Below are 23,908 nucleotides of genomic sequence, written 5' to 3'. Positions count from 1 at the left end.
TACATATTTCCCACTATTTTTGACCCAGGCTTTGTAGTTGTACCCTATGCAGGGGATAATTATAAAGTGACTGGACCAGCCCAGCACTGCGAAATTGGTAAAAATACTTCTGACTACCAGTAACGTTTGGCCACCTTTATACTATTAACTACTACTATGAAATTCCAGATTACTGCTCTTTTCTTTTTTGCTACTACCTTGTTTTTCCTGGCTTCCTGCGGCGATGACAACGCTGTGACTAGCACTGACCTGGCGGGGCGTTGGGTCATCCAAAATGCCACTCGCAACGGAGAACCCACCACGACCATGGAAGGTATGTATTTTGAGTTTTTGGATGATGGCAAATTACTGACCAATATGACCGGCGCCGAAGAAGCTTACAGCTACGAACTGGACGGTGGAGTGATTCTACAACGCGATGGTACCATAGACGCCGACTTACTCATAGAGTCCTTAAAAGAAGGCGAACTGGTATTGACCACGGAACTAAGAGATAAACAATTCCGCATGGTACTTCGTCAACCCTCGAACTAGTAGGGAGCTAAGGGTACAGGAGTATCCTTCTCAGGTAAAATTTTATAGCGAGACTATCAGCTTCCTGACTTTTGAGGATAAAAGTCGGCGAGCGACCTGTGTTTATACGTATCTTCGTAGGATACGTACCAATTCCGATGATTATGAAAAATCTCTGCTTCCTTGCCTTTTTGCTGATCCTGACCTTGCCCTTACAAGCACTGGATGCCAGCCTTTCCTTTGCCCGGTTTACTGGCCCGCAAGGGGCTTACGTAGAATTGTATCTGCACGTATCTGGCCAGACGGTGACGACGGTGACGCAGAGCGACTCTACAGTGCAAGGTGCGGTAGATGTACTGGTGTTTTTTGAGCAGGGCGAAACCATCATTAAGTACGATAAATTCCGCTTGCTGAGCCCGGTTGGTACCCGAGTCGTTGATTTCATTGACTTGAAGCGGTATCCACTACCAGTCGGCGATTATAAATTGAGGGTAGAAGTGACGGATGCCAATATGCCCGAAAAAAACCGCCGCTACAGTACCGATCTGACCCTGGATTTTCCGGAGACCCAGCTAGCACAGTCGGATATACAACTGCTGGCTGCGGTGAGCCCAGCTACAGAACAAGGGCCCATGGTGAAGAATGACTTACTCATGGAACCGCTACCTTTTAATTATTACGGCAGAGGAGCTAATGTACTCACCTTCTACCAAGAGATTTACAACAGTGACCAGGCCATAGCGCAGCCATTTGTGTTGAGCTACCGGATTGATAAACTAGAAAATGACGAAGCGGAAACTGTATTATTAGCCCACAAACGACAGGATCCCGCAGCCATTAATCCACTTCTGTTAAAGATGGATATTGGTGATTTGCCTTCAGGGAACTACCAGTTGGTGGTGGATGTACGCAACCGCGAGCGTGAGCTGTTGAGCTCCAAAGCCATCGTATTTCAGCGCAGTAACCCGCTGGTGGATGCACAAAATTTTGAAGAAGCTATGGCTTCAGTGACCATAGAAGACGAGTTTGTACAAAACCTCACGCCAGAGGAGTTGGAGTACAGTCTGCGTGCCATTACACCACTTTTGCCACAGCGCGATGTAGAATTGGTAGACATCCTGGTGCGCAACGACAGCATGCGTGCCCAGCGTATGTATCTCTACGGCTTCTGGTTGCGAGAAAATCGGGTAGATCCGGAGCAAACCTACCGCGAGTTTATGGAAGTTGCTGCGGCCGTTGACCAAATGTTCCAGTCGGGATTCCGGCATGGTTTCGAGACCGATCGCGGCTATATGTATATCAAATACGGCCGTCCTAGCGATATTTCCCGCAGCGAGAATGAGCCTTCAGCGCCACCTTACGAAATCTGGTCGTACAACGAAATAAAGCGAACCAACCAAAATAACGTCCGCTTTATTTTCTACAACCCATCCCTGGCCGCCGACGATTTTGTGCTGCTACATTCAGACGTCATTGGCGAGCGCAACAACCCCCAGTGGGAGCTGGAACTCTATCGTGATTCCCCCACCGAACACCCCGGCAACTACATCGATGGTGATAAAGTCAATGATAACATCGGCCGCCAATCACGGAGGTTGTTGTCAGATTATTAGTGGGAAAAGAAAATCATTACTGCGAAAAGCTGTGACTATGCGGAAATCTACACTTTCATCAGCTAATATTTGCTTCATTACTTGTTTTATGGCTTTAGGAAGCTAACAAGTATGCTTCTTCATTACGAATAAGTGCAGCAGCATATGCCAAACTACGAGGAGTGGCCTGGTTCAATCGAAGGGCGAATAAGGGGGAAACCTATCATCTCTGATTTCCAAAAAAAACATTTTTTAAACGAAATGACGAAGGTGAAGCCAACAGTAGGAATCTCACTGTTGATATAGCCTACTACATATTACTAAACCCTCACTTCGGTGAATTTTGCCTCATCTACCACCTCTTTTATTAAGGAAAGTAAGAAGGCAAAATTCACCAAATACCTCCTAATTCATCGAAAAATAGCGGGTAGCATCACCTACCGTCTGAATTTTGCTCACTTCTTCAGGGGTGAGGTATACTTTGAGGTGATTCTCCAGTGCGGCGATGAGCAACATCATATCGATGTCGTCGAGGTGCAGGTCATCGACAAAGTGGGTGTAGGGGAGGAGCCGCTGGGGAGCTACATTGAGGGTCCAGCTAATGGTATTAACCACTTGGTTAATTTGGGGTTTTGGAGATACGATCGCTTGGCTTGTCATGGTCATGATAATAGTGTGATTGTTCCGGTAATCGGGGTTAGCTAATAGAATGCTAAATTATTGCTGCGAATTTTCGCTAGTTGCGAACTAAGAACGGCTAAGCCTATCAATTGGTTGCCTGCGCAACTGAAATTAGTGCAAAAAAAATGCTGAACCGTCGTTTTTCGGGATTGAACTACTTTTAAGATGATTCGAGATGCTATTTACCCCCATTACTAATGTTCAAAATGAGGCTCATCCATAGCTTATTTTAAGGGAAGTCATCACAAGCTTATATCTTTGTGGCCATACTTAAACCTATCCCGACTACAGATGAGTACACCTTTCCGGCAGGAACATCCACTTCTTGATAAACTGGTCACCATAGAGGCTTTTTTGGTGCAGCTGGTCATCTACCTCTTCCTTTGGTTTTGGAACGATTACCTCGCGCTGATTCTCAGCATGATCCTTGGAGGTATAGCCCTCTCTATTTTGGTGATTTCTAAAATGGTAGAACTCGTAGAAAGCTCCCGCGTCCCTAAGGTCTATTACCGCTTTATGTTCATCTGTATCTTGGCTCCTCTCCTGGCGGGTATCGCCGGTATTCTCCTTCGTAATGGGGTGAGTTGGATGGAATAAAGGATAGTCCTTATCCTCTGCTCGGGCGGAGGTGGGAAAACCTACGAAGCCATCTTAAAATCAGAAGTCAGAAGTATTTGATCCACCAACTTTTCCACCTTTCCACCCTTACACTTTTCCAACCAATCAAACCATCACCCCGCTTTCTCCTCCACCTTCCCATCAATATGACGGGCAAAGCGCCCTTGTTCACGAGGGTGAACAGGTGCTGAACTTTTCCAGGGCCAGCCACCAAACTGGGTGCGCTGATAATCTTGCATAGCTTCCATAATTTCTGCTTGCGAGTTCATCACAAAGGGGCCATGCTGTACTACGGGTTCATTGATGGGCCGACCTTGCAAAAACAAAAGGAAGGCCTCCTCTTCGCCATTCTTAAGCACCGTCTGCTGATCGGCGCGTAATTCCAGGCTATGGTTGGGACGGATGTTTTGTCCGGCAACATTGAGCTGGTCGCCTTGGTAATAGTACAAAGAGCGGTTCGCTTCGGCTGAAGCCAGCGGCAGCGTCCACATTGCGCCTGGTGCCATTTTGATCGTAAAAATCGCCACCTCATTGGCCGGATCAGCTGCCCAGGAATTGGGCGTTGGTGCTGGAGCGGAGACACCGTCCACCGTACCGGCGGTGAGTTCTATTTCGGTGGTGCGTCCGTTACTATCTTTATGAAGCACTTTGGGAATCATATCACTCCACAGCATCCGGAAGTGGGGCTCAACGAATTTGCTCGCCTTCGGTAGGTTCAGCCACAATTGAAACAACACCAAGGGATTCTTCTCTTCTTTGTTGACCAAAGGAAACATTTCGGCGTGTTGCAATCCTTTGCCAGAAGTGAGCCATTGTACATCGCCATGACCAAAACGGGCCATTGCTCCCAGAGAATCAGAGTGATCAACCAGCCCTTTTTTGACAATGGTTACGGTCTCAAAACCACGGTGGGGGTGAGCCGGAAAACCTGGTACCTGGCTACCGTGGTACATCCGCCAACCGTCCTTGATCACAAAATCCTGACCGAGGTTGCGGCCCGCCAAAGAAGCATCGGGGCCCATGATATCATTCCCTTTCGGGTAATCATCGGCGTGGTAAACACAAAATAAAAATGGATCCTGGGTTTTCCAGGGAAAACCTAAAGGACTGACTTGGAGGATAGGAGAAGAATTCATGTAGCTACAAGTTATTTTTATACATAACGACGCAGGGGACGAAATGGTTAGAGAGAATCGCTAAAAATAAAGATAGGAACTGCTCCACTCCCTAGGATCTGGTTTCAAACCCGATCCTAGGGAGCGGAGCAGTGGATAGCCTAGTTTCGACTAAGCTAAGACAGCCTCAAATCAGGCGGTATCTTTGCTGAAGCTAGGGGTAGCGCTGTAGCGATCTACGAATTCCTGCATCTCGTCTACCATAGCGGGTGAGCCAATGGCGATAGATTCTCGCTGGTGGAGGTGTTTTACTTCCAAATCCAGGATGCGTTTGAGTTGGCAGGTTATGGCCCGTCCTCCGGCTTGTTCGACAATGAAGGCGAGGGGGTTGCATTCGTAAACCAGACGCAATTTGCCACGGGGGAATTTACGGGTGTTAGGGTACAAAAAGATACCTCCCTGGAAGAGAATTCGGTGAATATCACTGACCATGCTGCCTATGTAGCGCAGACGCAGGTTGAGATCAGAGCAGTGGTCGATATAGCGTCGCATCTCTACATCAAATTTGAGATAGTAGCCTTGGTTGACAGAGTAATAGTTGCCGCGATCGGGGATACGGATATCTCGATGACTGAGGCAAAATTCACCGATGCTAGGATCAAGGGTGAATCCGTTGACACCACGTCCGGTAGAATACACCAATAGGGTAGAGGTGCCATAGAGTACGTAGCCAGCAGCCACCAACTCCGTTCCTTTTTGTAGGAAATCTGATTTGTCGCAAGGCTCGCTGAGGTTACTTATCCGGCGATAAATACCGAAAATAGTACCTACTGAGACATTGACATCAATATTGGAGGAGCCATCCAATGGGTCAAAAACTACTATGTATTTTGATTCTTTACCATCAACGGGGGTTAGCGGGATGAAATCTTCGTCTTCTTCACTTGCAATCCCGGCACATTCGCCGCTGTTACGCAGGCATTCAATAAGCTTTTCGTTGGCAAAGAGATCCAGTTTTTGTACTTCGTCGCCAGTAGCATTTTCTGCGTCTGCTCGTCCAAGGATGCCGATCAAGCCGGCTTTATTGACTTCCCGGTTAACGATTTTGGCGGCTACGCCAATGTCGCGTAGCAAGCCGGTCAACTCGCCAGAGGCATAAGGAAAGTCTTTTTGTCGTTTGATGATGAACTCGTCGAGGGTAACGATTCTATCCATTGGTGGTGGTGGTTTTATTTGAGGGTAAAGGTACAAACCAATAGCTTCTTAAGCGGTGATCAAACTCAGCTTATTGGGAAAGGAATAGGGAAAGTGAATTTTTAGTGTAAAATTTATTTTGTTTATAAATAATTCCATGCATCACATCCTATTCGACCGTTGCAAAAACGAGACATCACTCAAAAAAACAAAATAACTATCTTAGATTTCTTATCATTGCTTTACAAGGAGAGAAAATGCAAGCACACGCCGATCACCAAATTATTGAAGCCCTAAGGATGGGAAACTTCAATATTCTCAAAGAGGTCTACCAGGAGCACGCTCCGGTTATCCGTTCCTGGATCATGAAAAACAATGGTCACGAAGAGGATGCGCAGGATGTTTTTCAGGAAGCCATCATCGCCCTGCACCAGAAAGCCAATGATCACACTTTTGTACTGACCTGCCCACTGGGAGCACTGATCTTTCGTATTTGTCGTAACAAGTGGCTGAACCAGCTGCGGAAAAAAAATCGGGAGGCAGAGGTAAGAAACTGGGAAGAGGAAAGATATACTGATGAAAGTTCGCTCGTACCCACGCTGGAAGCGATTGAGGAAGAAGAAATTCGGCAGCGTCGGCTTGATGTGGGCTTTCGACAGCTAAGTGAATTGTGTCAACAACTACTCCATTTACTGATCTCCGGCGTATCATCGGCTGAGGCAGCATTGCAATTGGGGATGAATGATGCCAATACCGTTTACCGCAGGAAGAACGCTTGTATTGGGCGTTGGCGTACTTTGTATCAAGCTCAAAACTAATGAACATGAGGGAAGAGGACTACAAATTGCTTGATCAGTATTTACAAGGAGAATTGTCGGAGGAGCAAGAGGCGGCAATCCTGGAACGACTATCCACTGACGAGGATATGGCGGCTGAACTACAACTCAGGCAGCAGATGCACACCTATTTGCGAACCAAGGCCCAGCAGCCGGGCTTGGAAGAGGTGATGAAAGACTTAGGCAATATCTATTTTTCGGCTGCTAAAGAGGAAGCGAAGATCGTACCTATGACTCGCCGAAAATGGTTCGTAGGTGTAGGCATTGCTGCGGCCATTGCCCTGGTCTTACTCGTCTGGAATCCCTTTGCTACAGATAATCTGTATAAGGCTTTTGCCGATCATCCGCCGTTGGCACTGGTAGAAAAGGGAGCCACCCAAGACTTGGCCCAACAGGCTGAACTTGCCTACCAGAACCGAGATTTTGCAGAAGCATACAGTTTGCTCAATGAACTGACGGATTTGTCATCGAAGAATGTACAACTCCAACTGGCACTCGGGATCAGTGCGCTGGAAACGGGGCGTACTACCAAAGCCCGCCAATTGTTTGAAGAGCTGGCCGAAGGCAACAGCGCACTGCGCAATTACGGGCGCTGGTACCTGGCCCTGAGTTATTTGAAAACAGAAGAGTTGGCTCAAGCCAAAAAAGAATTACTGAAGCTGGATAATTCAGATCCGGCCTTGTATGCTAAAGCAGCTCAACTACTAAAAGCGCTTTAGTTTGATTTTACCGAAGTCGGAAATTATTTACCCTTACAAACCTGTTAACACTTATGAACTTTTTAAAGCGTAGCTATTTGGTTGTGTTTTTAATGGTCTGCACAGCCTCTTCGTTTGCTCAAGTATTACTGGACGAAGATATTTTCGATAACGACCTCAATGGCTGGACCAGTGACACTGGTTGGGATTGGTCGGAGGATGGCCGTGCCATTGGGCCTAACAATTTTTGGGATAACCGCCCACCAATTGGGTCAGTCTCTGGACCGGGGGCACTAGCTTACCGCGCCGCAGAAGGCGATACAACCAGAGTGGTTTCAAGGCCGTATAATTTTACGGGGAACCCCACGGTTTTTCTGCGATTTACCCAGTATTACCGCCGTTGGATGGGATCTACACGCCTGAATATCCTCATTGGCGGAGCTGAAGTACAAAGCCTCCAACTGAATGACAACGTTGGTATCAACATCGAAACATCACATCGTGATCTGCAAATTCTTGATTTAAGTGAAGAGGTAGGCAACAGTGAAAACGTTCAGTTGGAATTTATCTTTGAAGGGGCCAATTACTTTTGGCTCATTGATGATGTCCAGTTTTTTGATAGTTATCCCTACCCGCAAACCCGGCCCGCTTTTTTCGGCGATAGCCTTGTCATTTTCGGTGCACCTTACGACAATTATCAGGTCGATACCGCTGGCTGGGCCTATGTCCCCAATCAGCTAGTCGTGCAGTTTGCTGCGGGCGTTACCGAACTAGAAAAGCAACTTATCCGTGACACGGTGGGTGCTGTAAAAATATCCTCCTGTGTTTGTGATCGACTCGAACTCTGGGAATTGACCAATGATCCCTTTAATTACGGGGATGGTCAAGGCCCGAATGGAGGCTCCATCGGCATTCTTTCCAATAAAAAAGGAACCGGTAGTACTGCCAAAGTGGATGGTGTAGATTACAACTACTATAACGGTACCCAGCTGCAAAGCATAGATGATGTACCCATCCAAGAACTTACGCCTGCGGAATTGGCACCCTTTGCACTCAGTCCAGCAGATGCACTACGTATTGCTATTTTGGATACTGGCCTTGACTTTACCCACGAGCGGGTAAGAGAGTTTATTTACCGTATACCTGATGCTAGTGATCTGGATTGTCTGATCAATGACCCCATTGGCTGGAATTTTGTCGACAGCCTCAACAATGTTTTTGATGACAATAGCCACGGCACCCATGTAGCAGGAATCGTGGCCGAAACCCTGCGAACACTCAATCAAGGTCAGGACAATTGTAGCTATCAAATACTGCCTTATAAAACCCACGATGAACATGGTATTGCGACCCTCTTCAATGTCACCTGCGCTACTTATCAAGCTATTCAGGACAGTGCCCGCATCATCAACGACAGTTGGGGATTTTACGGCGATCCCAGTGAAATTTTACAGAATGCTCTGGACAGTGTAGAGCTGGCCGGTGCCTACGTCGTGTCGGCAGCAGGGAATGAAGGTCTACGATTGGACACTTTATTGCAATATCCAGCGTGTTATGACAACAACAGCATGGTCAGCGTAGCCGCAGAATTATTTGACCCTAACGGGATCATAGCTATAGCCGATTTCTCTAATATTAGTAATACACTAGTAGACATCGCCGCTCCGGGAGATAACATTCTGTCTTCTTTGCCCAGGCCTAGTTATGGGGCTGCACAAACGAATTTACTGGACTTTAAATCTGGTACATCTATGGCCGCTCCGGCAGTGAGTGCTGCCCTGGCTGTTGCTTACTGCGCCGGGCCGCTGGAGGCTAAGGAACGTTTACTTGATTGTGCCGAAAAATTCGCACCCTACTTCCCGGATATTATCCAGGGGAGCCGTCTGGAACTCAATAAGGTCTGTATTACTCCTGTAGATGCTGTTCCCGAAAGCCAATTCCCTCAATTTACGCTCTATCCCAACCCTGCAAGCCACCAAATTCAGGTGCGTGCAGAAGCCGAAGCTGGGTTTACCCAAATACGGGTCGTCGACATGAGAGGCGTCATCATGCAGGAATACCAGCAATCATCCTGGTCGGCAGGCCAGGTGACTGGCATAAACCTGGATGCGCTTCCTGCGGGCAGTTACTTCTTGCAAATCCAGCAGGAAGATGCTTACTGGGTAGCTAAGTTTATCAAAATTTAAAAAAAATAGTCCGGTCCATTATGCCCTTAAAGTGTCGATTCGTACTTCAAAAAATATTTCCTTTAGTCTTGCTCGTGATGCAGGCAAGCTTGCTGGCAGCCTCTACTCCTTGTGATTTTCCAAAAAGTATCCACACTGTTATTGAGCAGGGTGATGTAAAGGAGCTGAAGCAAACCCAACACGAATTGACTAAATGTGGGCAATGGCCGGACTCTTTAGCACTGGTTTTACATCGACTAGGTACTGCTTATGGTGAAGAACAGTTGGACTCAGCGATATTTTTCACCCAGGCTGCTCAGCAACAGTGGGAGCTCGTGAACAAAGGTACTTTTACCCTGGCGCAGGGCAAATCAAATTTTAATCTCGGTTATTTTTTGAAAGCACGAGGGAGTTATTTGCAGGCAAAGCCATATTTGCAAAAAGCAGTAGCCATTTACGAAGACCTTGATCTCAAAGGTCGATTACAAGTCAGTTATCGCCAATTAGGGCAAGTTTGGCAAAATCAGGGAGCTTTTACCGAGGCTGCGGCTTACTTTCGCTTGGCGCGCGATATAGCGCAAGCGGAAGCAGACCAGCTAAGTCTGGCAAAAACTTACCTGGATTTGGGACAGTTACTCTGGGAAAAAGGGCAAGGGGCACAAGCGCTGGATACGCTACAACGCGCCCTCACCCTTTTTAAATCGGTAGAAGAAGAGGAGGATCTTTTTGCTTGTCAGAACCAGATAGCCCTGGTTTATGATCAATTGGGAAACAAAAAAGAAGCCATCGCTTATTACCAGCAAGCCCTGCGGGGGTACGAAGATTGGGACAATTGCGTGCGTGCCGCTTTGGTCGCAAATAACCTGGGGGTTGCCTACCTGGAGACGAAGCTTTTTCAGAAAGCAAAGGAGGTCTTGTTGAGAGGCTTACAATTGGCAGAAGCTTGCGAGTCACCCGAAATTATTGCGCAAAGCCATGATAATATCGGAGAACTCTACCTAAGCATGGGCGAACCTCAAGCAGCCTTGGAGACTTACCTTAAAGCCGTGGAGACCATCCTGCCAGCCCGTAAGGGCGTTTCGATGTACCAACTGATTCGCTACTCGCCGCACAAGCTGGATTTACTCACTTATTACACCGATATAGCGCTTGCTCATAAAGCAATTTATGAGGAAAGTAAAGATGCCGGACAGTTGGTAATGGCATTACTTGTTTACCAAACTGGCGACTACCTGATCGATCAGATTCGCCAGGGACATTACGATCAGGCTACCCAATTGTTTTGGCGAGAAAAGGTGCTTCCCTTTTACGAGGATGCTATCGAATGTACCTACTTGCTGAATGATGGGGATCAAGCTTTTCATTTTTTTGAAAAAAGCCAATCGGTATTGCTCTTGGAAGCGGTACAAGGAGCACAACGGTTGAGCAGTGTTTCCGATAGTTTAAGAATCGTCGAACAGTCGCTGAAAAACGAATTGCGCGAAGCAGAATTTGCTTTTCAGACCACTGCGCATGAAGGGCAGAATAGGGTAGAGGAGGCCTTCCTGGTAGCACAACAAAAGTTGCGAGAATTTTATGCCTACCTCGCGGCTACCTATCCTCAATTTAGCGATGAGGAAGAGCGCCACCAATTGATCGATAGCGACCAATTTCAGCGACAGTTTTTGGCGGAGGCGGGTGATGGATTGTTGCATTATTTTTGGGGCGCCCGCCGTGTTTATGCCCTGAGTATCGACAAGGGAAAAGTACATATTGTTGATCTGGGGCCGCAGGAAAAGCTAGCGCAAATATTGATGGATTATCTCCTCTTTTTTCAGTCCAATGAAGTGATCGAACAATCGCCTGATCTCTTTTTGCAAAAAAGCAATGAGTTGTACCAGCTATTGATAGCCCCTCTTTTTTCGGATCTGCCCACGCAGCTAATCATTATTCCTGCTGGACCACTGGCTTATTTGCCTTTTGAAACACTGGTCACCAAGAATGTTGTAAATGCTCAATTGGCTACAGCAAGTTACCTGCTACGTCATTCACGTTTGCTTTATGCTTATTCTGCGACGCTTTATGCGCATTTGAAAAAACAACCTATTCGTTTGTCTGCGAAACCCTTACTGGCTATGGCTCCCTTTGCAGGGAACGGTCGGAGTGGATATGCACAGCTTTCTTATAGTGGAGAAGAATTGGCGGCTATTCGTCAATACTTCCCTACAGAGGTGCTTAAGGATCAAGTTGCTACGCGGCAGGCTTTCCTCTCCCGGCAGAAGACTTGCCAAATTTTACATCTTTCTACCCATGCTTTTGGCTACACGCCAGAGCAGCCACCACACATTGTTTTTTACGACAGTCTGCTTACTATGGCTGATATTTACAAGCTGTCTGTTCCTGCTGATTTGGTGGTACTGAGTGCTTGCCAGACTCAAACCGGGCAACTCGCTAGCGGAGAAGGGGTACTGGGCTTGGGTCGCGCATTTATCTATGCTGGTACGGGCAGTGTTATCGCCAGTTTGTGGAACCTCAATGATCGCTATACCAGCCAGTTGATGGGAGATTTTTACCAACACTTAGCAGCACACCAAACCAAAGCAGAGGCACTGCGGCAGGCAAAACTATCTTTCTTGGATAACCCCACTGTTCCTTCCTTTCAAAAATCACCTTACTACTGGGCGGGATTAACTTATTACGGCGATAACCAACCCTTGCCTCCTTCGGGCACAGGATGGTGGAAGTACACCTGGTGGGCACTGGCCTTATTGGTTGGTTTTGGCGGTTATTCCTGGTGGCGAAAGCACAGGAGGTGATCTTCCATTGACAACTTAATGCTAGTCGCAATAGCTGAAAATCAAGCTTAGATTGATTCTAAATTGATGTCAATACAGATGGTGTGTAAGCATTAATTATTAGCTTGGTCTTTTAAATGCTAACAATCAAAAATAAGATGGAACAACCAAAAATTGCTGCCAAAGCACCTGTACGTGTGGAGTTAGAGGCGGGAAAGAATTACGCATGGTGTGCTTGTGGAGCATCATCAAATCAACCTTTTTGCGACGGGTCTCACAAAGGATCAGCTTTCTCACCTGTAATCTTTCAAGTGGAAGAAACCAAAAGCTACGGGATGTGTCAATGCAAGCATACCACTAGACCTGGTTTTTGCGACGGCAGCCATAAAGCACTCTAAACCAGCTGGTTTTTTAAGGCATAAATGACCAAGCCGGCAGTATTGCGTACCCCGGTTTTGTCGAGCAGATTTTGCCGATGTCCTTCAACTGTTCTTTTGCTGATAAACAATTGCTGTGCGATTTCGCCGGTAGTATGTTCTTCGCAGATCAGTTGGAGGATTTCTTTTTCGCGAGGGGTGAGTGTGAACAAAGCGTCCTTTGCCTGATCGGAGGAATAAGTGTCTTTCTTTTTGATATTGCTTAGCAGTGCCTTGGCTACATAATCGTTGAGATAATACTCCTGGGTCATTACTTTCTGAATAGCTTCCCGCAAAATAGCTGGTTCTTCGTTTTTGAGTAGGTAGCCATTGGCACCCAAGGAGAGAACGTGGTGGATAAAGTGCTCATCATCATGCATAGTGAGCAAAATGATTTTCACCTCGGGGGCGATCGTCTTTAGTTTTTCGGCCACTTCTATGCCGTCCATGCCGGGCATCTTCAGGTCGAGTAATACCACGTGTGGTTCCTCTTTTGCTACGGCAGTCAGGAAATCTTGCCCATTGTTGGCCTCTATTACAATGTCTATTTCAGGATATTCTTCAAGAATCAACCGAAGGCCTTTTAAAAATAAGGTTTGGTCATCGACCAGGGCAACTTTAATGGGCGACATTTGGCAGTGGTTTTGGAATAATGAGTAAAAGGTTCATCCCTTCACCCGGGCTAGTGTCCAGGTGGAGTTGTGCATCCATGAGTTGCGCGCGGCTTTCGATATTGATGAGGCCAAAACTTTTAGTAGTGTTGGGTTTAGGTGCCTCGTGATCAAAGCCCTTCCCGTCATCGTGGTAAAGGAAGTGGAGATGATCTGGCAGGAAACGCAGACTAAGGTCTATTTTACTGGCTTCAGCGTGTTTGAGGGTGTTGTTGACGAGTTCTTGCGCTACGCGAAACAGCGAACTTTCCACCTCTTCGGGTAAGCGAATAACTTCTCCTTGACACTCAAATGTTACTTGATGGCTTTGTAGCTTTCTTACGCGTTGGCACAAGTCTTCAATGGCTGCGACCAACCCATAACGCTGTAAGCTGGCAGGTGAGAGGTTACTGCTCAACTCACGCATGGTACGCATACTTTCGTCGAGAATACTTCCCGCTTCGATGATCAGTGGTTTAGAAGCTTGTACGGACGTTGAGCTCTCAATTTTTTTCAGATACAATTTACCCGCAGAAATAAGGCTGCCGATGCCGTCGTGAAGTTCCGATGCCAACTTGCGGCGCTCTTCTTCTTGTGCAGAGACGACCGCTTGCATCAAGCGTTTTTGCTGACTGGATTCAATATCGCGAATTTGTTTTTGCTGTAAAAGCAGGCGCTTTTGGTACACAATAAAGAATACCACAATTGCAATTGCCAGCGAAAGCATGGCAATGACAATGAAAAGCAACAGTGAAAAAGATAGACCTACTTCGTTGGCTGTACCCATAATGCAATCATAAAGAACAAGTTGTTAAAGGTATTGAATATTCCGTGCACTCCCCACATCGAAAAAGACATGGATTCATTAGCTAATATGTAGTTGCTTATGATGAAAAGGATTAGACTGCCAGAAAAATAAATTAAGCTGCCTGTTGCTACCCAGAAAAGGGGGTCTGTTTCCAGGTTCTCCAGATCAAGTTTGCGCAGCCGTTGGTAAAAATAACTTAAGCAAAAAACAATGATGAGGATAGCACCAAAAGAGCGGGCATGTGCATTGAAGTTGAAGATCCCGTCTATCCAGATTGCACAAACGATGGCAAAAATCCAAAAGATACCTAATATTCCCCCAAAAAGCTTTTTGGAGAAGGGAGGGATTAATCGTTGGGCAAAAATGAGCCACAGCAGGGTAAATTGGACTACTGAAAAAACATGCAGTAAAGGTAGGTTTCTTAAGTGGAGTAAGCGGCCCAATAAAACGGCCGCCAACTCCACTAAAATGGAAAAAACGATCAGGGCGAGGACATACCGCTGAATGATTTGTAAACGCTTTAGCCTCAATAGTCCTACCACTAGTGGCAATGCTACAGAGTAGGTAGAGGTAGAAATAAAAAATCTGGCGAGGCATTCTTCCATGGTCTCAGAGGTGCGTTTCTAAAAGGGATTATTCACTACAAACGGGTGGACAAGGAGAAGAAAAGTCAAAAAAGCTACTTCCACTGCCATCTCCATTTAAGGTTTTTGTCTTTCTGCTATTGGTTATCGGACGAATTTCAATGACGGGCCTGAAGCCGAAAGGATGACCGGATACAGGGATGCTATTGCCAAGATAGAGGCAAACATGCGTTTCATTACTTGCCAGGCCCTTCTCGAGGTTGGAAAGGAGAGCTGCGGTTTCGTCTTCTTGGAACGTGTAGGATTTTACTCTTTGGACCAGATTTTTGGAATCATATCCTTCAAAGGCATCACCGATCATATTGTAGGGCGTTTCCATCCAGGCTTTGGCAAAAAGGATAGCCCCATCGGGTGGAATTTCATCGGGTCCACTATTGGGACCGTACGTACCATCTTCTAAAAAGGGGGGATTAGGGTCCCATTCAAACGCTAGGGTAATATTAGTCCCCCCTTTGGTGAGCCCCTCGAAATAAAATTCTACAGCAGGGCTAGACGGGACGGTATTGAAATCAAAACCCGGATCGGCTCCCAGGTGAATTCGTAGACGTTCAGGTTTACTTAGCAGCAGATTATTCAGTTCTACCTGATCCGTGATTCTGAAAGCAGCTACACGCTCTGTTTGATTTTCACTTTCATCAAAGGCATAAAATAAAGTCGGTAGGTTTCCAGGTAAGCAGGTTTGCCAAGCTGCATAAGAACGAGTGGACATAATGAATTGAATTAGGGGTAAGTGAGTGAATAAAAAAGGTTTTCACGACATTAATTTAATACAATGTTGCCAGTTTTATAGTCTGCTCGCCGAAAATAAGTGAAACCCCGTATAAATACCCGGATAGCACTGCGTGTTTATACTTTGTCCAAAACAGGTAACTATGCCTGTTTTATAAAACAAGCTTTTATACGCTCCCAAAGCTGCTCTAATTGACCTTATCTTTGACCTATCAAAAGAGCAACTGAAACCCATATTCACACCTAATAACCCATTTGTTGCTCGCCGAAATAAATAAACACACTGTTGAATTACTGTGCTTAAAATATTTTAGGGGAGAAGCTTAAATATTCTTCGGAATACAAGAGCATCTTTAAATACAGGCTCTGTTGGTGACAACAGGGCCTTTTTACTGCATTTAGGCAGGATTAGAACGCATTTTCAATAAAATCCAACGCTGGCTTTCTACCTTTGTAATTTTACGGGGTTGTGTAAAAAGCCCCCGTTACTTTGTCAAAAATTGAAAATTATGCGTTATTTCCCAATACTTGGTCTAACACTGGTTGCCTGCTGCTTGTTTTTCTGGAATTCTACTTCAGAAACAAAATCTTCTCCTGTTGATGATACCACCATCGAGTGGTTGAGCTGGGAGGAAGCCATGACCCGAATGGCATCCCAACCTAAGAAAGTTTTTGTTGATGTTTACACGGATTGGTGTGGATGGTGCAAGCGCATGGATGCCAGCACGTTTGTTGATCCTGCGGTGGTAAAGCAAATGAACGAGCATTTCTATGCCGTAAAATTGGATGCTGAGCAGAAAGAAAATATTCTTTACGATAACCATACCTTCACTTACCGATCTGATGTAGGCCGCCGAGGTGTTCATGAACTGGCCGTCGCATTGCTTGATAATCGGATGAGTTACCCCTCATTTGTTTACCTGGACGAAAACCGGAATCGGATCACGATCTCACCGGGCTACAAAGAGGCGGCCGCAATGGATTTGGAATTGCAGTTTATCGGAGAAGATCATTTTAAGACCACTTCTTTCGATGATTTTAAGCTTAGTCAGGGTAAATAATCTAACAAGGCAACTTTTTCGTACAGCCAGGGTTAATACTTGTTAGCTGTCTATCATCTCTTACCTTTCATCTTTATAGCACACTGTGGAGCATTTAAAGTATCTGAATAAGTTTTTCTGGAAGTACCGTACGCGGTTGCTGCTTGGCATCGTATTCGTTACCCTATCCAATTATTTTCGGGTACTCCAACCACAGATGATCCGTGAGGGTTTTGATTTGGTGGTCGAGCACATCAGCATGTATCGCCTCTTCGATGGGTTTGCGTTGCAATCAGAATTTTACGGCGTTTTAGCACAAACCCTGCTGTACTACGGGTTGTTGGTCTTGTTCCTAGCCCTGGTTATGGGCGTATTTATGTACTTGATGCGGCAAACCATCATTGTCATGTCGCGCCTTATTGAGTACGACATGCGCAAGGAAATCTTCCAGCAGTACGAAAACCTCACCCAAGCCTTTTATAAGCGAAACAAGACGGGCGATATGATGGCCCGAATTACGGAGGACGTTGGTAAAGTCAGAATGTACATCGGCCCTGCGGTATTGTATGGCATCAACTTGATTTCTACCGTGGTATTGGTCGTCTACAGTATGTTGCAGGTAAGTGTAGAATTGACGCTCTATTCCCTGGCACCACTACCTTTTCTGTCTATTAGCATTTATTACGTCAGTAATATTATCAATAAACGAAGCTACCTGATCCAGCAGCAACTTGCCAGCTTGAACAGTACCGCACAGGAGTCCTATAGTGGTATCCGGGTCATCAAAAGCTATGTACAAGAACGGGCGATTCGCAAGTTTTTTACTGGGCAGTCAGATGAATTCAAAGACAAGTCGCTAGATCTGGCCAAAGTCGATGCTTTTTTCTACCCTCTCATGCTGGTAATGATTGGTGCAAGTACTATCCTGACGGTCTACATTGGTGGCTTACAGGTAGTGAAAGGAACGATCACCGCCGGAAATATTGCAGAATTCGTTATTTACGTCAATTTGCTTACCTGGCCCGTAACGGCCGTAGGTTGGGTCGCTTCGATCATTCAGCAAGCTTCCGCTTCGCAAAGGAGGATCAACGAATTTTTGGATCAAAAACCAGAAATAGCCAATCCCGTAAGCAATGGTGTTCCTCAACCCTTGCGCGGTGCCATCGAATTTGATAAGGTCACTTTTGTGTATCCAGATACGGGTATCAAAGCTATCGAAGGGCTTAGTTTGAAGCTTGAGCCCGGCCAGAAATTGGCCATCGTTGGTAAAACTGGGGCGGGTAAAACTAGTATTGCCGACCTTCTTTTACGTATGTATGATGTGAGTGAGGGCTCCATTAAAATTGATGGAAAAGACATCAGGGAACATGACCTGGCCAATCTGCGCGAAAGAATCGGTTACGTACCGCAAGATGTATTCCTGTTTTCTGATACCGTAGGGAACAATATCGCTTTTGGTAAACGGGATGCAGCGCAAGCGGAAATCGAACAGTTTGCCCGTTATGCTGCCGTTTATGAAGATATTGAAGGATTGAAAAACGGCTTTGCTACCTTGGTAGGTGAACGTGGCGTGACCCTCTCAGGTGGACAAAAGCAAAGGGTTTCGATAGCCCGGGCCTTGATCAAGCAGCCAGATATTATCATTCTCGATGATTGCCTTTCAGCAGTCGACACCAATACCGAAAAACAAATTTTAGGTTACTTTAATGCGTCGTTGGCGGATAAGACCACCATCATCATTACCCACCGTATTTACAGCTTGCTTTCTTTTGATAAAATCATTGTTCTTGAAGATGGCCAAATTGCGGAACAAGGTACTCACCAGGAACTCATTGAGCGGAAAGGCTACTACGCGGATATGTATGAAAAGCAGTCTTTAGAAGAAGCGCTCTGATTTTTAGCCCAATTGTTTTGGTTTTTTCGCCAAATATTTACTTTTGTAGATCAACCACCTCATTTGGCAAATAAAATCAGCAGTCTTGGACAACGATAACAACAACAGGCAGCGTCAGGAAAGTGAATATTCGAATAAAGTCCGCGCTGGAAAAAGGAGGACCTATTTCTTCGACGTGCGCCGTACCAAAGGCGATGACTTTTATCTTACGCTCACAGAAAGTACCAAGCGATTCGACAATGATGGCTACGAGCGGCATAAAATTTTCTTGTACAAAGAGGATTTTAATCGCTTTATCGCAGGTCTCGAAGATGCCATTAACTACGTGAAAACGGAGCTGATGCCAGATTATGATTACGACGAGTTCACCCGTCGGCACGAAGAATTTGAAGCGCAGCGTGATACGGAAGACAGTTACCAAAAGGCTCCGATAGAACCCGCTGAGCTGGAAAATGAAGAAGATATGACTTGGTAACAAGGGTTTAAAAAGATAAAAAAGAAGCTACTCCACTAGGGGTAGCTTCTTTTTTTTATTCTTTTTTTATAGAAATAAATCCAGCTGGATAGTTTTCCTCGTAAGTAAGTGTGAATTAATTCTCCAACTAACCACATTATACTATGCGACAAACCGTCCAACTCTCAATCATGCTTCTTTTAGGAGTCTTTCTTTCCTCCTTTTCATCTCTTAAGGCAGGAACAATCATCGTGTCTACCAATACAGATGATATCGTTGGTTCTTTAAGGTCTTCCATCAACAGCGCTGTAGATGGAGATACACTAGTTTTTGCTTCAGCGACCAACGGCTTGAACTTTAACCTGGTCAGTGGACCAATTACCATTAATAAATCTTTGGTGATCCGGGGTAACGGATCGGCGATGAGTAATATTAATGGCCTTGGTATTTTTCAGGCTTTTGAAATTTCCGGAGATATAGCAGTAGAAATTACCGGTTTACGGATTTTCAATGCCTCCTCTACAATTAGTGGCGGTGCGATTTCCAATACCGATGCCACGCTAGTAATAGACGATGTTATCATCGATGACTGCCAAGCTCTTGGGCTATTGGCCACACAAGGAGGTGGTGCTATTGTCAATAGCGGTGGCGCAGTCACGATTAGCAACAGCCAACTTACCAACAACAGAGCTGTTGGGCTCAGTGGCAGCGGTGGTGCTATTCTCAATTTAAATGGTGGTAGCCTTACTATTATTAATACGACGATTAGCGGCAACTCCGCAAGTCGCGCAGGTGGAGGCATCGAAGATAACGCTGGTGCTATGGGCCTAGTGACGCTCACCAATGTAATGCTTACTGGAAATAATACGGGTAGCGCCCCTGGTAACGGCGGTGGTTTGCACGTTACAGGTGCTGGTAATGTGAACATTACTAGCGGTGTAGTGAGTGACAACACTGCTGCTGCCGAAGGAGGAGGCTTGTGGAATGGAGCCGGTCTCATGAACATAACCAATGTTACTATTCAAAACAACAGTGCTGCTGGCCCTGGCGCCGACCAAGGTGGAGGTGGTATTTATAACCTCAGTGGTACGGTAGAAATTACGGGAAATACCATGATCATGGGGAATATGGCTACCGGAACCGCTGGTTCAGGTGGTGGTATCCTCAATGATGTAGGTGCAACCTTAAGCGTTACAGGCGCTACCATCAGTGGCAACAGTGCTGTGCGTGCAGGTGGAGGCATCGAAGATGTATCTGGTGCCGCAACTACAGTGACTCTAACCAATGTAACCTTGAGTGGGAATACCACTGGCGGATCACCTGGTAATGGCGGTGGTTTGCACATTACAGGTGCCGGTAATGTCGAAATTAGCGGCGGCATAGTGGTGGGCAACACCGCAACTGCTGAAGGCGGTGGTCTATGGAATGGTACAGGCACCATGACGGTAGCAGGAGTGATGATTCAAAACAATACCGCTGCTGGTGCAGGTGTCGACCAAGGCGGTGGCGGTGTATTCAATGCTGGTGGTACCGTGATAATAAATAACAATACCACTATCACAGGTAATATGGCTACAGGCGCAGGTGGCAGCGGTGGTGGAGTCCACAATGATGCCGGAGGTACCCTTACGATTATTGACGCTACCATCAGTGGAAACAGCTCTATCCGTGCTGGTGGAGGTATTGAAGATAATTCTGGCGAGATGGGCTTTGTCTCTCTTACCAATGTAATGCTGACAACAAATACTACTGGCGGCTCTCCAGGCAACGGAGGTGGTTTCCATATTACTGGGGCCGGTAACGCTAGTATTACTGGCGGTGTAGTGAGTGGCAATACCGCAACTTTAGAAGGTGGTGGCTTGTGGAACGGTGCTGGTACCATGGCGGTAGTAGGGGTGACTATCGAGAACAACAGTGCTGCCGGTGCTGCACCCGACCAAGGTGGTGGTGGTATTTTCAACCTTAGCGGAACGCTAAACGTAAGCGGCAACACTACGATCAGTGGAAACATGGCCACTGGAGCCGCTGGTTCAGGTGGAGGTATCCTTAATGACGTAGGGGCGACGCTGAACGTTACAGATGCTACCATCAGTGGCAACAGTGCTGTACGTGCTGGTGGCGGTATTGAAGATGTATCTGGCGATGCTACGATAGTAACTTTGACCAACGTCATGTTGATGAACAACACGACGGGTGATGCTCCTGGCAACGGAGGTGGTCTGCACGTAACTGGAAACGGTGATGTCGATATCACTGGTGGTGTCGTGAGTGGCAACACCGCAACTGCCGAAGGCGGTGGTCTATGGAATGGTACAGGCACCATGACGGTAGCAGGAGTGATGATTCAAAACAATACCGCTGCTGGTGCAGGTGTCGACCAAGGCGGCGGTGGTGTATTCAATGCTGGTGGTGCCGTGATAATAAATAACAATACTACTATCACAGGTAATATGGCTACAGGCGCAGGTGGCAGCGGTGGTGGTGTGCACAATGATGCCGGAGGTACCCTTACGATTATTGACGCTACCATCAGTGGAAACAGCTCAATCCGTGCGGGTGGAGGTATTGAAGATAATTCTGGCGAGATGGGCTTTGTCTCTCTTACCAATGTAATGCTGACAACAAATACGACTGGCGGTTCTCCTGGCAATGGTGGTGGTTTCCACATTACCGGTGCAGGTAACGCTAGTATTACTGGCGGCGTCGTGAGTGGCAATACCGCAACTTTAGAAGGTGGTGGCTTGTGGAACGGTGCTGGTACCATGGCGGTAGTAGGAGTGACCATAGAGAACAACAGTGCTGCTGGTGCTGCACCCGACCAAGGTGGTGGTGGTATTTTCAACCTTAGCGGAACGCTAAACGTAAGCGGCAACACTACGATCAGTGGAAACATGGCCACTGGAGCCGCTGGTTCAGGTGGAGGCATCCTTAATGACGTAGGGGCGACCCTGAACGTTACAGATGCTACCATCAGTGGCAACAGTGCTGTACGCGCCGGTGGCGGTATTGAAGATGTATCTGGCGATGCTACGATAGTAACTTTGACCAACGTCATGTTGATGAACAACACGACGGGTGGTGCTCCTGGAAACGGAGGTGGTCTGCACGTAACTGGAAACGGTGATGTCGATATCACTGGTGGTGTCGTGAGTGGCAACACCGCAACTGCTGAAGGCGGTGGTTTGTGGAACGGTACTGGTACCATGACGGTAGTAGGCGTAACCATCGAAAATAACAGTGCTGCCGGCCCTGGAGCTGACCAAGGCGGTGGAGGCATTTACAACCTCAGTGGCACGGTAAGTGTAAGCGGTAATACGACAATCAGTGGAAATATGGCTACCGGAACTGCTGGTTCAGGGGGTGGTATCCTCAATGACGTAGGAGCAACCCTGACCATCACTGACGCTACCATCAGCGGTAACAGTTCTATCCGCGCCGGTGGCGGTATTGAAGATGTATCCGGCGATGCTACGACAGTAACTTTGACCAACGTCATGTTGTTGACGAACACGACGGGGGGATCTCCAGGAAACGGAGGTGGCTTACATATTACTGGCGCTGGTAATGTTAGTATCACTGGTGGCGTAGTAAGTGGAAATACCGCAACTGCCGAAGGCGGTGGTTTGTGGAACGGTGCTGGTACGATGGCTGTAGTAGGAGTGACCATAGAGAACAATAGTGCTGCTGGTGCTGCATCTGACCAAGGTGGTGGTGGTATTTACAACCTTAGCGGAACGCTAAACGTAAGCGGTAACACCATCATCAGTGGAAATATGGCTACCGGAACTGCTGGTTCAGGGGGCGGTATCCTCAATGACGTAGGAGCAACCCTAAACATCTCGGATGTTACGATCAGCGGCAACAGTGCTATCCGTGCCGGTGGCGGTATTGAAGATGTATCCGGCGATGCTAGTATAATGACCTTGACGAATGTAATGTTGATGGATAACACAACGGGTAGTGCACCCGGCAACGGAGGTGGATTACACATTACCGGTGCTGGTATTGCTAATATCTCTGGTGGTGTCGTGAGTGGTAACACTGCAACTGCCGAAGGTGGTGGTTTGTGGAACGGTAGTGGTACCATGACGATTACGGAAGTGAGTATCATGAACAACACTGCTACTGGTAGCGGAAGTGACCAAGGTGGTGGTGGTGTATTCAATGCTGGTGGTGTCATAGAAATAGTTGCTTCAACGATTGCCAACAACACTGTTGACGGTAGTGGCGCAGGTGGCGGTGTTCACAATGATGCCAACGGTACCGTTAGGGTAACTTACAGTACCATCAGTGGTAACAATGTGACTCAGAATGGAGGTGGTTTCGCGAATAATGGAACGCTAGACGTGACGGCATCTACGATTACCAATAATACTGCTATGGTTGAGGGTGGTGGATGCTTTCAATCTACAGCTACTTCCACTACAACCATGAACAGCACTTTAGTTGCAGGTAACTTTACAGGAACTACCGGAGTCGATGTTGCGGGTATGGGAACTATTGGCTCTGCTGGCTACAACCTTATCGGAATAGATGATAGTGGCGCATTTACTGCCATGATGACCGACACCGTAGGAACAATGGCGCAGCCAGTAGATGCTAACCTTGATGTGTTGGCTGACAATGGTGGAGCTACCATGACCCATGCCCTTCAGTGTCCAAGTCCAGCTATTGATGGAGGAAATCCTGATAATACAGAAGCTGATCAGCGTGGATTGATGGTCTTTAACGATCGTCGTGACATTGGTGCTTACGAATACCAGGAGGAATGTATTACCTCAGTAAGAGATGTTGTGGTATTGGAAGGAAGTCGCATTTATCCTAATCCCGCAGTTGATGGATTCGCTTGGTTAGAAATTCCAGCAAGCTTTGGTGAAGAAATCATCGTACGTATTAGTGCGATGGGATCAGGCCAACTGATGCAATCAAGAGAATTCAATACGACAGGAACAGTTCGCTTGGATTTATCTGGTCTTCCTGCTGGAATGTATCAAGTACAAATATTTGCAAAAGGAGGAGTGGTATCTCACAAGGTGATTACTGCCAAATAAGATATAGTGAGCGTGTGATTGCATGCACCTCGTAAG

19 protein-coding genes are annotated in these 23,908 nt (G+C 46.7%); 12 read left to right on the top strand and 7 right to left on the bottom strand.

All coding sequences use genetic code 11. The features are described 5' to 3' along the window. Positions 1 to 156 precede the first annotated feature (156 nt). Both AB0L18_RS26965 and AB0L18_RS26960 read left to right on the top strand, forming a co-directional pair. Positions 157 to 534 carry a hypothetical protein gene (locus tag AB0L18_RS26965; protein WP_367390430.1) on the top strand — a complete coding sequence of 126 codons (378 nt, stop codon included), beginning with the start codon at positions 157 to 159 and terminating at the stop codon, positions 532 to 534. Positions 535 to 677: 143 nt separating this feature from the next. Then, positions 678 to 2,126 (top strand): GWxTD domain-containing protein, encoded by a 1,449-nt coding sequence (locus AB0L18_RS26960; protein ID WP_367390429.1) that lies wholly within the window; start codon positions 678 to 680, stop codon positions 2,124 to 2,126. A 384-nt stretch (positions 2,127 to 2,510) separates the two neighbouring features. Here AB0L18_RS26960 and AB0L18_RS26955 read toward each other — a convergent pair whose 3' ends face one another. Next, the gene (locus tag AB0L18_RS26955) at positions 2,511 to 2,771 is read right to left on the bottom strand and encodes an acyl carrier protein (protein ID WP_367390428.1); all 261 of its coding nucleotides are present in this window, start codon (positions 2,769 to 2,771) and stop codon (positions 2,511 to 2,513) included. 306 nt (positions 2,772 to 3,077) lie between these two features. Between AB0L18_RS26955 and AB0L18_RS26950 the strand changes: the two genes are divergently transcribed. Continuing rightward, complete coding sequence (locus AB0L18_RS26950) at positions 3,078 to 3,383, top strand: hypothetical protein (RefSeq protein ID WP_367390427.1); 306 nt, start codon at positions 3,078 to 3,080, stop codon at positions 3,381 to 3,383. 134 nt (positions 3,384 to 3,517) lie between these two features. Here AB0L18_RS26950 and AB0L18_RS26945 read toward each other — a convergent pair whose 3' ends face one another. Together AB0L18_RS26945 and fbp are read right to left on the bottom strand one after the other, a co-directional pair. Beyond that, positions 3,518 to 4,540 carry a pirin family protein gene (locus tag AB0L18_RS26945; protein ID WP_367390426.1) on the bottom strand — a complete coding sequence of 341 codons (1,023 nt, stop codon included), beginning with the start codon at positions 4,538 to 4,540 and terminating at the stop codon, positions 3,518 to 3,520. 171 nt (positions 4,541 to 4,711) lie between these two features. Beyond that, positions 4,712 to 5,734, bottom strand: coding sequence for a class 1 fructose-bisphosphatase (gene fbp / locus AB0L18_RS26940; RefSeq protein ID WP_367390425.1), 1,023 nt, complete (start codon positions 5,732 to 5,734; stop codon positions 4,712 to 4,714). 236 nt (positions 5,735 to 5,970) lie between these two features. Here fbp and AB0L18_RS26935 point away from each other — a divergent pair, with 236 nt between their 5' ends. From AB0L18_RS26935 to AB0L18_RS26915, 5 genes are all read left to right on the top strand, one after another. Then, positions 5,971 to 6,531: an RNA polymerase sigma factor gene (locus AB0L18_RS26935; protein WP_367390424.1), complete on the top strand. Its 561-nt coding sequence runs from the start codon at positions 5,971 to 5,973 to the stop codon at positions 6,529 to 6,531. Positions 6,532 to 6,536: 5 nt separating this feature from the next. After that, the gene (locus AB0L18_RS26930; protein WP_367390423.1) at positions 6,537 to 7,268 is read left to right on the top strand and encodes a tetratricopeptide repeat protein; all 732 of its coding nucleotides are present in this window, start codon (positions 6,537 to 6,539) and stop codon (positions 7,266 to 7,268) included. Between the two features lie 53 nt (positions 7,269 to 7,321). After that, positions 7,322 to 9,433 (top strand): S8 family peptidase, encoded by a 2,112-nt coding sequence (locus AB0L18_RS26925; RefSeq protein ID WP_367390422.1) that lies wholly within the window; start codon positions 7,322 to 7,324, stop codon positions 9,431 to 9,433. A gap of 20 nt (positions 9,434 to 9,453) precedes the next feature. Next, entirely contained in the window at positions 9,454 to 12,207 is a 2,754-nt protein-coding gene (locus AB0L18_RS26920; RefSeq protein WP_367390421.1) for a CHAT domain-containing protein, read from the top strand. Positions 12,208 to 12,323: 116 nt separating this feature from the next. Further along, positions 12,324 to 12,584: a CDGSH iron-sulfur domain-containing protein gene (locus AB0L18_RS26915; RefSeq protein WP_367390420.1), complete on the top strand. Its 261-nt coding sequence runs from the start codon at positions 12,324 to 12,326 to the stop codon at positions 12,582 to 12,584. On the opposite strand, the gene AB0L18_RS26910 is transcribed toward AB0L18_RS26915, so the two are convergent. From AB0L18_RS26910 to AB0L18_RS26895, 4 genes are read right to left on the bottom strand one after another with little or no spacing between them, the layout of a single operon-like run. Beyond that, entirely contained in the window at positions 12,581 to 13,234 is a 654-nt protein-coding gene (locus AB0L18_RS26910) for a response regulator (RefSeq protein ID WP_367390419.1), read from the bottom strand. The two genes, AB0L18_RS26915 and AB0L18_RS26910, sit on opposite strands and share 4 nt — an antisense overlap. Further along, the gene (locus AB0L18_RS26905) at positions 13,221 to 14,039 is read right to left on the bottom strand and encodes a sensor histidine kinase (RefSeq protein WP_367390418.1); all 819 of its coding nucleotides are present in this window, start codon (positions 14,037 to 14,039) and stop codon (positions 13,221 to 13,223) included. The genes AB0L18_RS26910 and AB0L18_RS26905 overlap by 14 nt, the downstream gene beginning before the upstream one ends. Then, the gene (locus AB0L18_RS26900; protein ID WP_367390417.1) at positions 14,018 to 14,665 is read right to left on the bottom strand and encodes a hypothetical protein; all 648 of its coding nucleotides are present in this window, start codon (positions 14,663 to 14,665) and stop codon (positions 14,018 to 14,020) included. The genes AB0L18_RS26905 and AB0L18_RS26900 overlap by 22 nt, the downstream gene beginning before the upstream one ends. Positions 14,666 to 14,693: 28 nt before the next feature. Then, entirely contained in the window at positions 14,694 to 15,413 is a 720-nt protein-coding gene (locus tag AB0L18_RS26895; RefSeq protein ID WP_367390416.1) for a hypothetical protein, read from the bottom strand. 529 nt (positions 15,414 to 15,942) lie between these two features. On the opposite strand from AB0L18_RS26895, the gene AB0L18_RS26890 reads away from it, so the two are divergent. The 4 genes from AB0L18_RS26890 to AB0L18_RS26875 all read left to right on the top strand — a co-directional run bounded on the left by AB0L18_RS26890 (position 15,943) and on the right by AB0L18_RS26875 (position 23,872). Continuing rightward, on the top strand, positions 15,943 to 16,494 hold the full coding sequence (locus AB0L18_RS26890) for a thioredoxin family protein (protein WP_367390415.1): 552 nt from the start codon (positions 15,943 to 15,945) through the stop codon (positions 16,492 to 16,494). A gap of 85 nt (positions 16,495 to 16,579) precedes the next feature. Beyond that, complete coding sequence (locus AB0L18_RS26885) at positions 16,580 to 18,367, top strand: ABC transporter ATP-binding protein (RefSeq protein ID WP_367390414.1); 1,788 nt, start codon at positions 16,580 to 16,582, stop codon at positions 18,365 to 18,367. Between the two features lie 85 nt (positions 18,368 to 18,452). Next, entirely contained in the window at positions 18,453 to 18,842 is a 390-nt protein-coding gene (locus AB0L18_RS26880) for a DUF3276 family protein (protein WP_367390413.1), read from the top strand. Between the two features lie 170 nt (positions 18,843 to 19,012). Further along, the gene (locus tag AB0L18_RS26875) at positions 19,013 to 23,872 is read left to right on the top strand and encodes a choice-of-anchor Q domain-containing protein (protein ID WP_367390412.1); all 4,860 of its coding nucleotides are present in this window, start codon (positions 19,013 to 19,015) and stop codon (positions 23,870 to 23,872) included. Positions 23,873 to 23,908 lie beyond the last annotated feature (36 nt).

The organism is Lewinella sp. LCG006 (assembly GCF_040784935.1).
Taxonomy (GTDB): domain Bacteria; phylum Bacteroidota; class Bacteroidia; order Chitinophagales; family Saprospiraceae; genus Lewinella.
The sequence above is the reverse complement of the archived record's forward strand: the minus strand, read 5'-3'. Positions and strand labels throughout refer to the sequence as shown.

Coding starts and splice junctions, on each gene's coding strand:
- AB0L18_RS26960 (WP_367390429.1), top strand. CDS start 678: ATGAAAAATCTCTGCTTCCTTGCCTTTTTGCTGATCCTGACCTTGCCC.
- AB0L18_RS26920 (WP_367390421.1), top strand. CDS start 9,454: ATGCCCTTAAAGTGTCGATTCGTACTTCAAAAAATATTTCCTTTAGTC.
- AB0L18_RS26945 (WP_367390426.1), bottom strand. CDS start 4,540: ATGAATTCTTCTCCTATCCTCCAAGTCAGTCCTTTAGGTTTTCCCTGG.
- AB0L18_RS26950 (WP_367390427.1), top strand. CDS start 3,078: ATGAGTACACCTTTCCGGCAGGAACATCCACTTCTTGATAAACTGGTC.
- AB0L18_RS26895 (WP_367390416.1), bottom strand. CDS start 15,413: ATGTCCACTCGTTCTTATGCAGCTTGGCAAACCTGCTTACCTGGAAAC.
- AB0L18_RS26965 (WP_367390430.1), top strand. CDS start 157: ATGAAATTCCAGATTACTGCTCTTTTCTTTTTTGCTACTACCTTGTTT.
- AB0L18_RS26930 (WP_367390423.1), top strand. CDS start 6,537: ATGAGGGAAGAGGACTACAAATTGCTTGATCAGTATTTACAAGGAGAA.
- fbp (WP_367390425.1), bottom strand. CDS start 5,734: ATGGATAGAATCGTTACCCTCGACGAGTTCATCATCAAACGACAAAAA.
- AB0L18_RS26955 (WP_367390428.1), bottom strand. CDS start 2,771: ATGACCATGACAAGCCAAGCGATCGTATCTCCAAAACCCCAAATTAAC.
- AB0L18_RS26900 (WP_367390417.1), bottom strand. CDS start 14,665: ATGGAAGAATGCCTCGCCAGATTTTTTATTTCTACCTCTACCTACTCT.
- AB0L18_RS26890 (WP_367390415.1), top strand. CDS start 15,943: ATGCGTTATTTCCCAATACTTGGTCTAACACTGGTTGCCTGCTGCTTG.
- AB0L18_RS26925 (WP_367390422.1), top strand. CDS start 7,322: ATGAACTTTTTAAAGCGTAGCTATTTGGTTGTGTTTTTAATGGTCTGC.
- AB0L18_RS26910 (WP_367390419.1), bottom strand. CDS start 13,234: ATGTCGCCCATTAAAGTTGCCCTGGTCGATGACCAAACCTTATTTTTA.
- AB0L18_RS26905 (WP_367390418.1), bottom strand. CDS start 14,039: ATGGGTACAGCCAACGAAGTAGGTCTATCTTTTTCACTGTTGCTTTTC.
- AB0L18_RS26935 (WP_367390424.1), top strand. CDS start 5,971: ATGCAAGCACACGCCGATCACCAAATTATTGAAGCCCTAAGGATGGGA.
- AB0L18_RS26915 (WP_367390420.1), top strand. CDS start 12,324: ATGCTAACAATCAAAAATAAGATGGAACAACCAAAAATTGCTGCCAAA.
- AB0L18_RS26875 (WP_367390412.1), top strand. CDS start 19,013: ATGCTTCTTTTAGGAGTCTTTCTTTCCTCCTTTTCATCTCTTAAGGCA.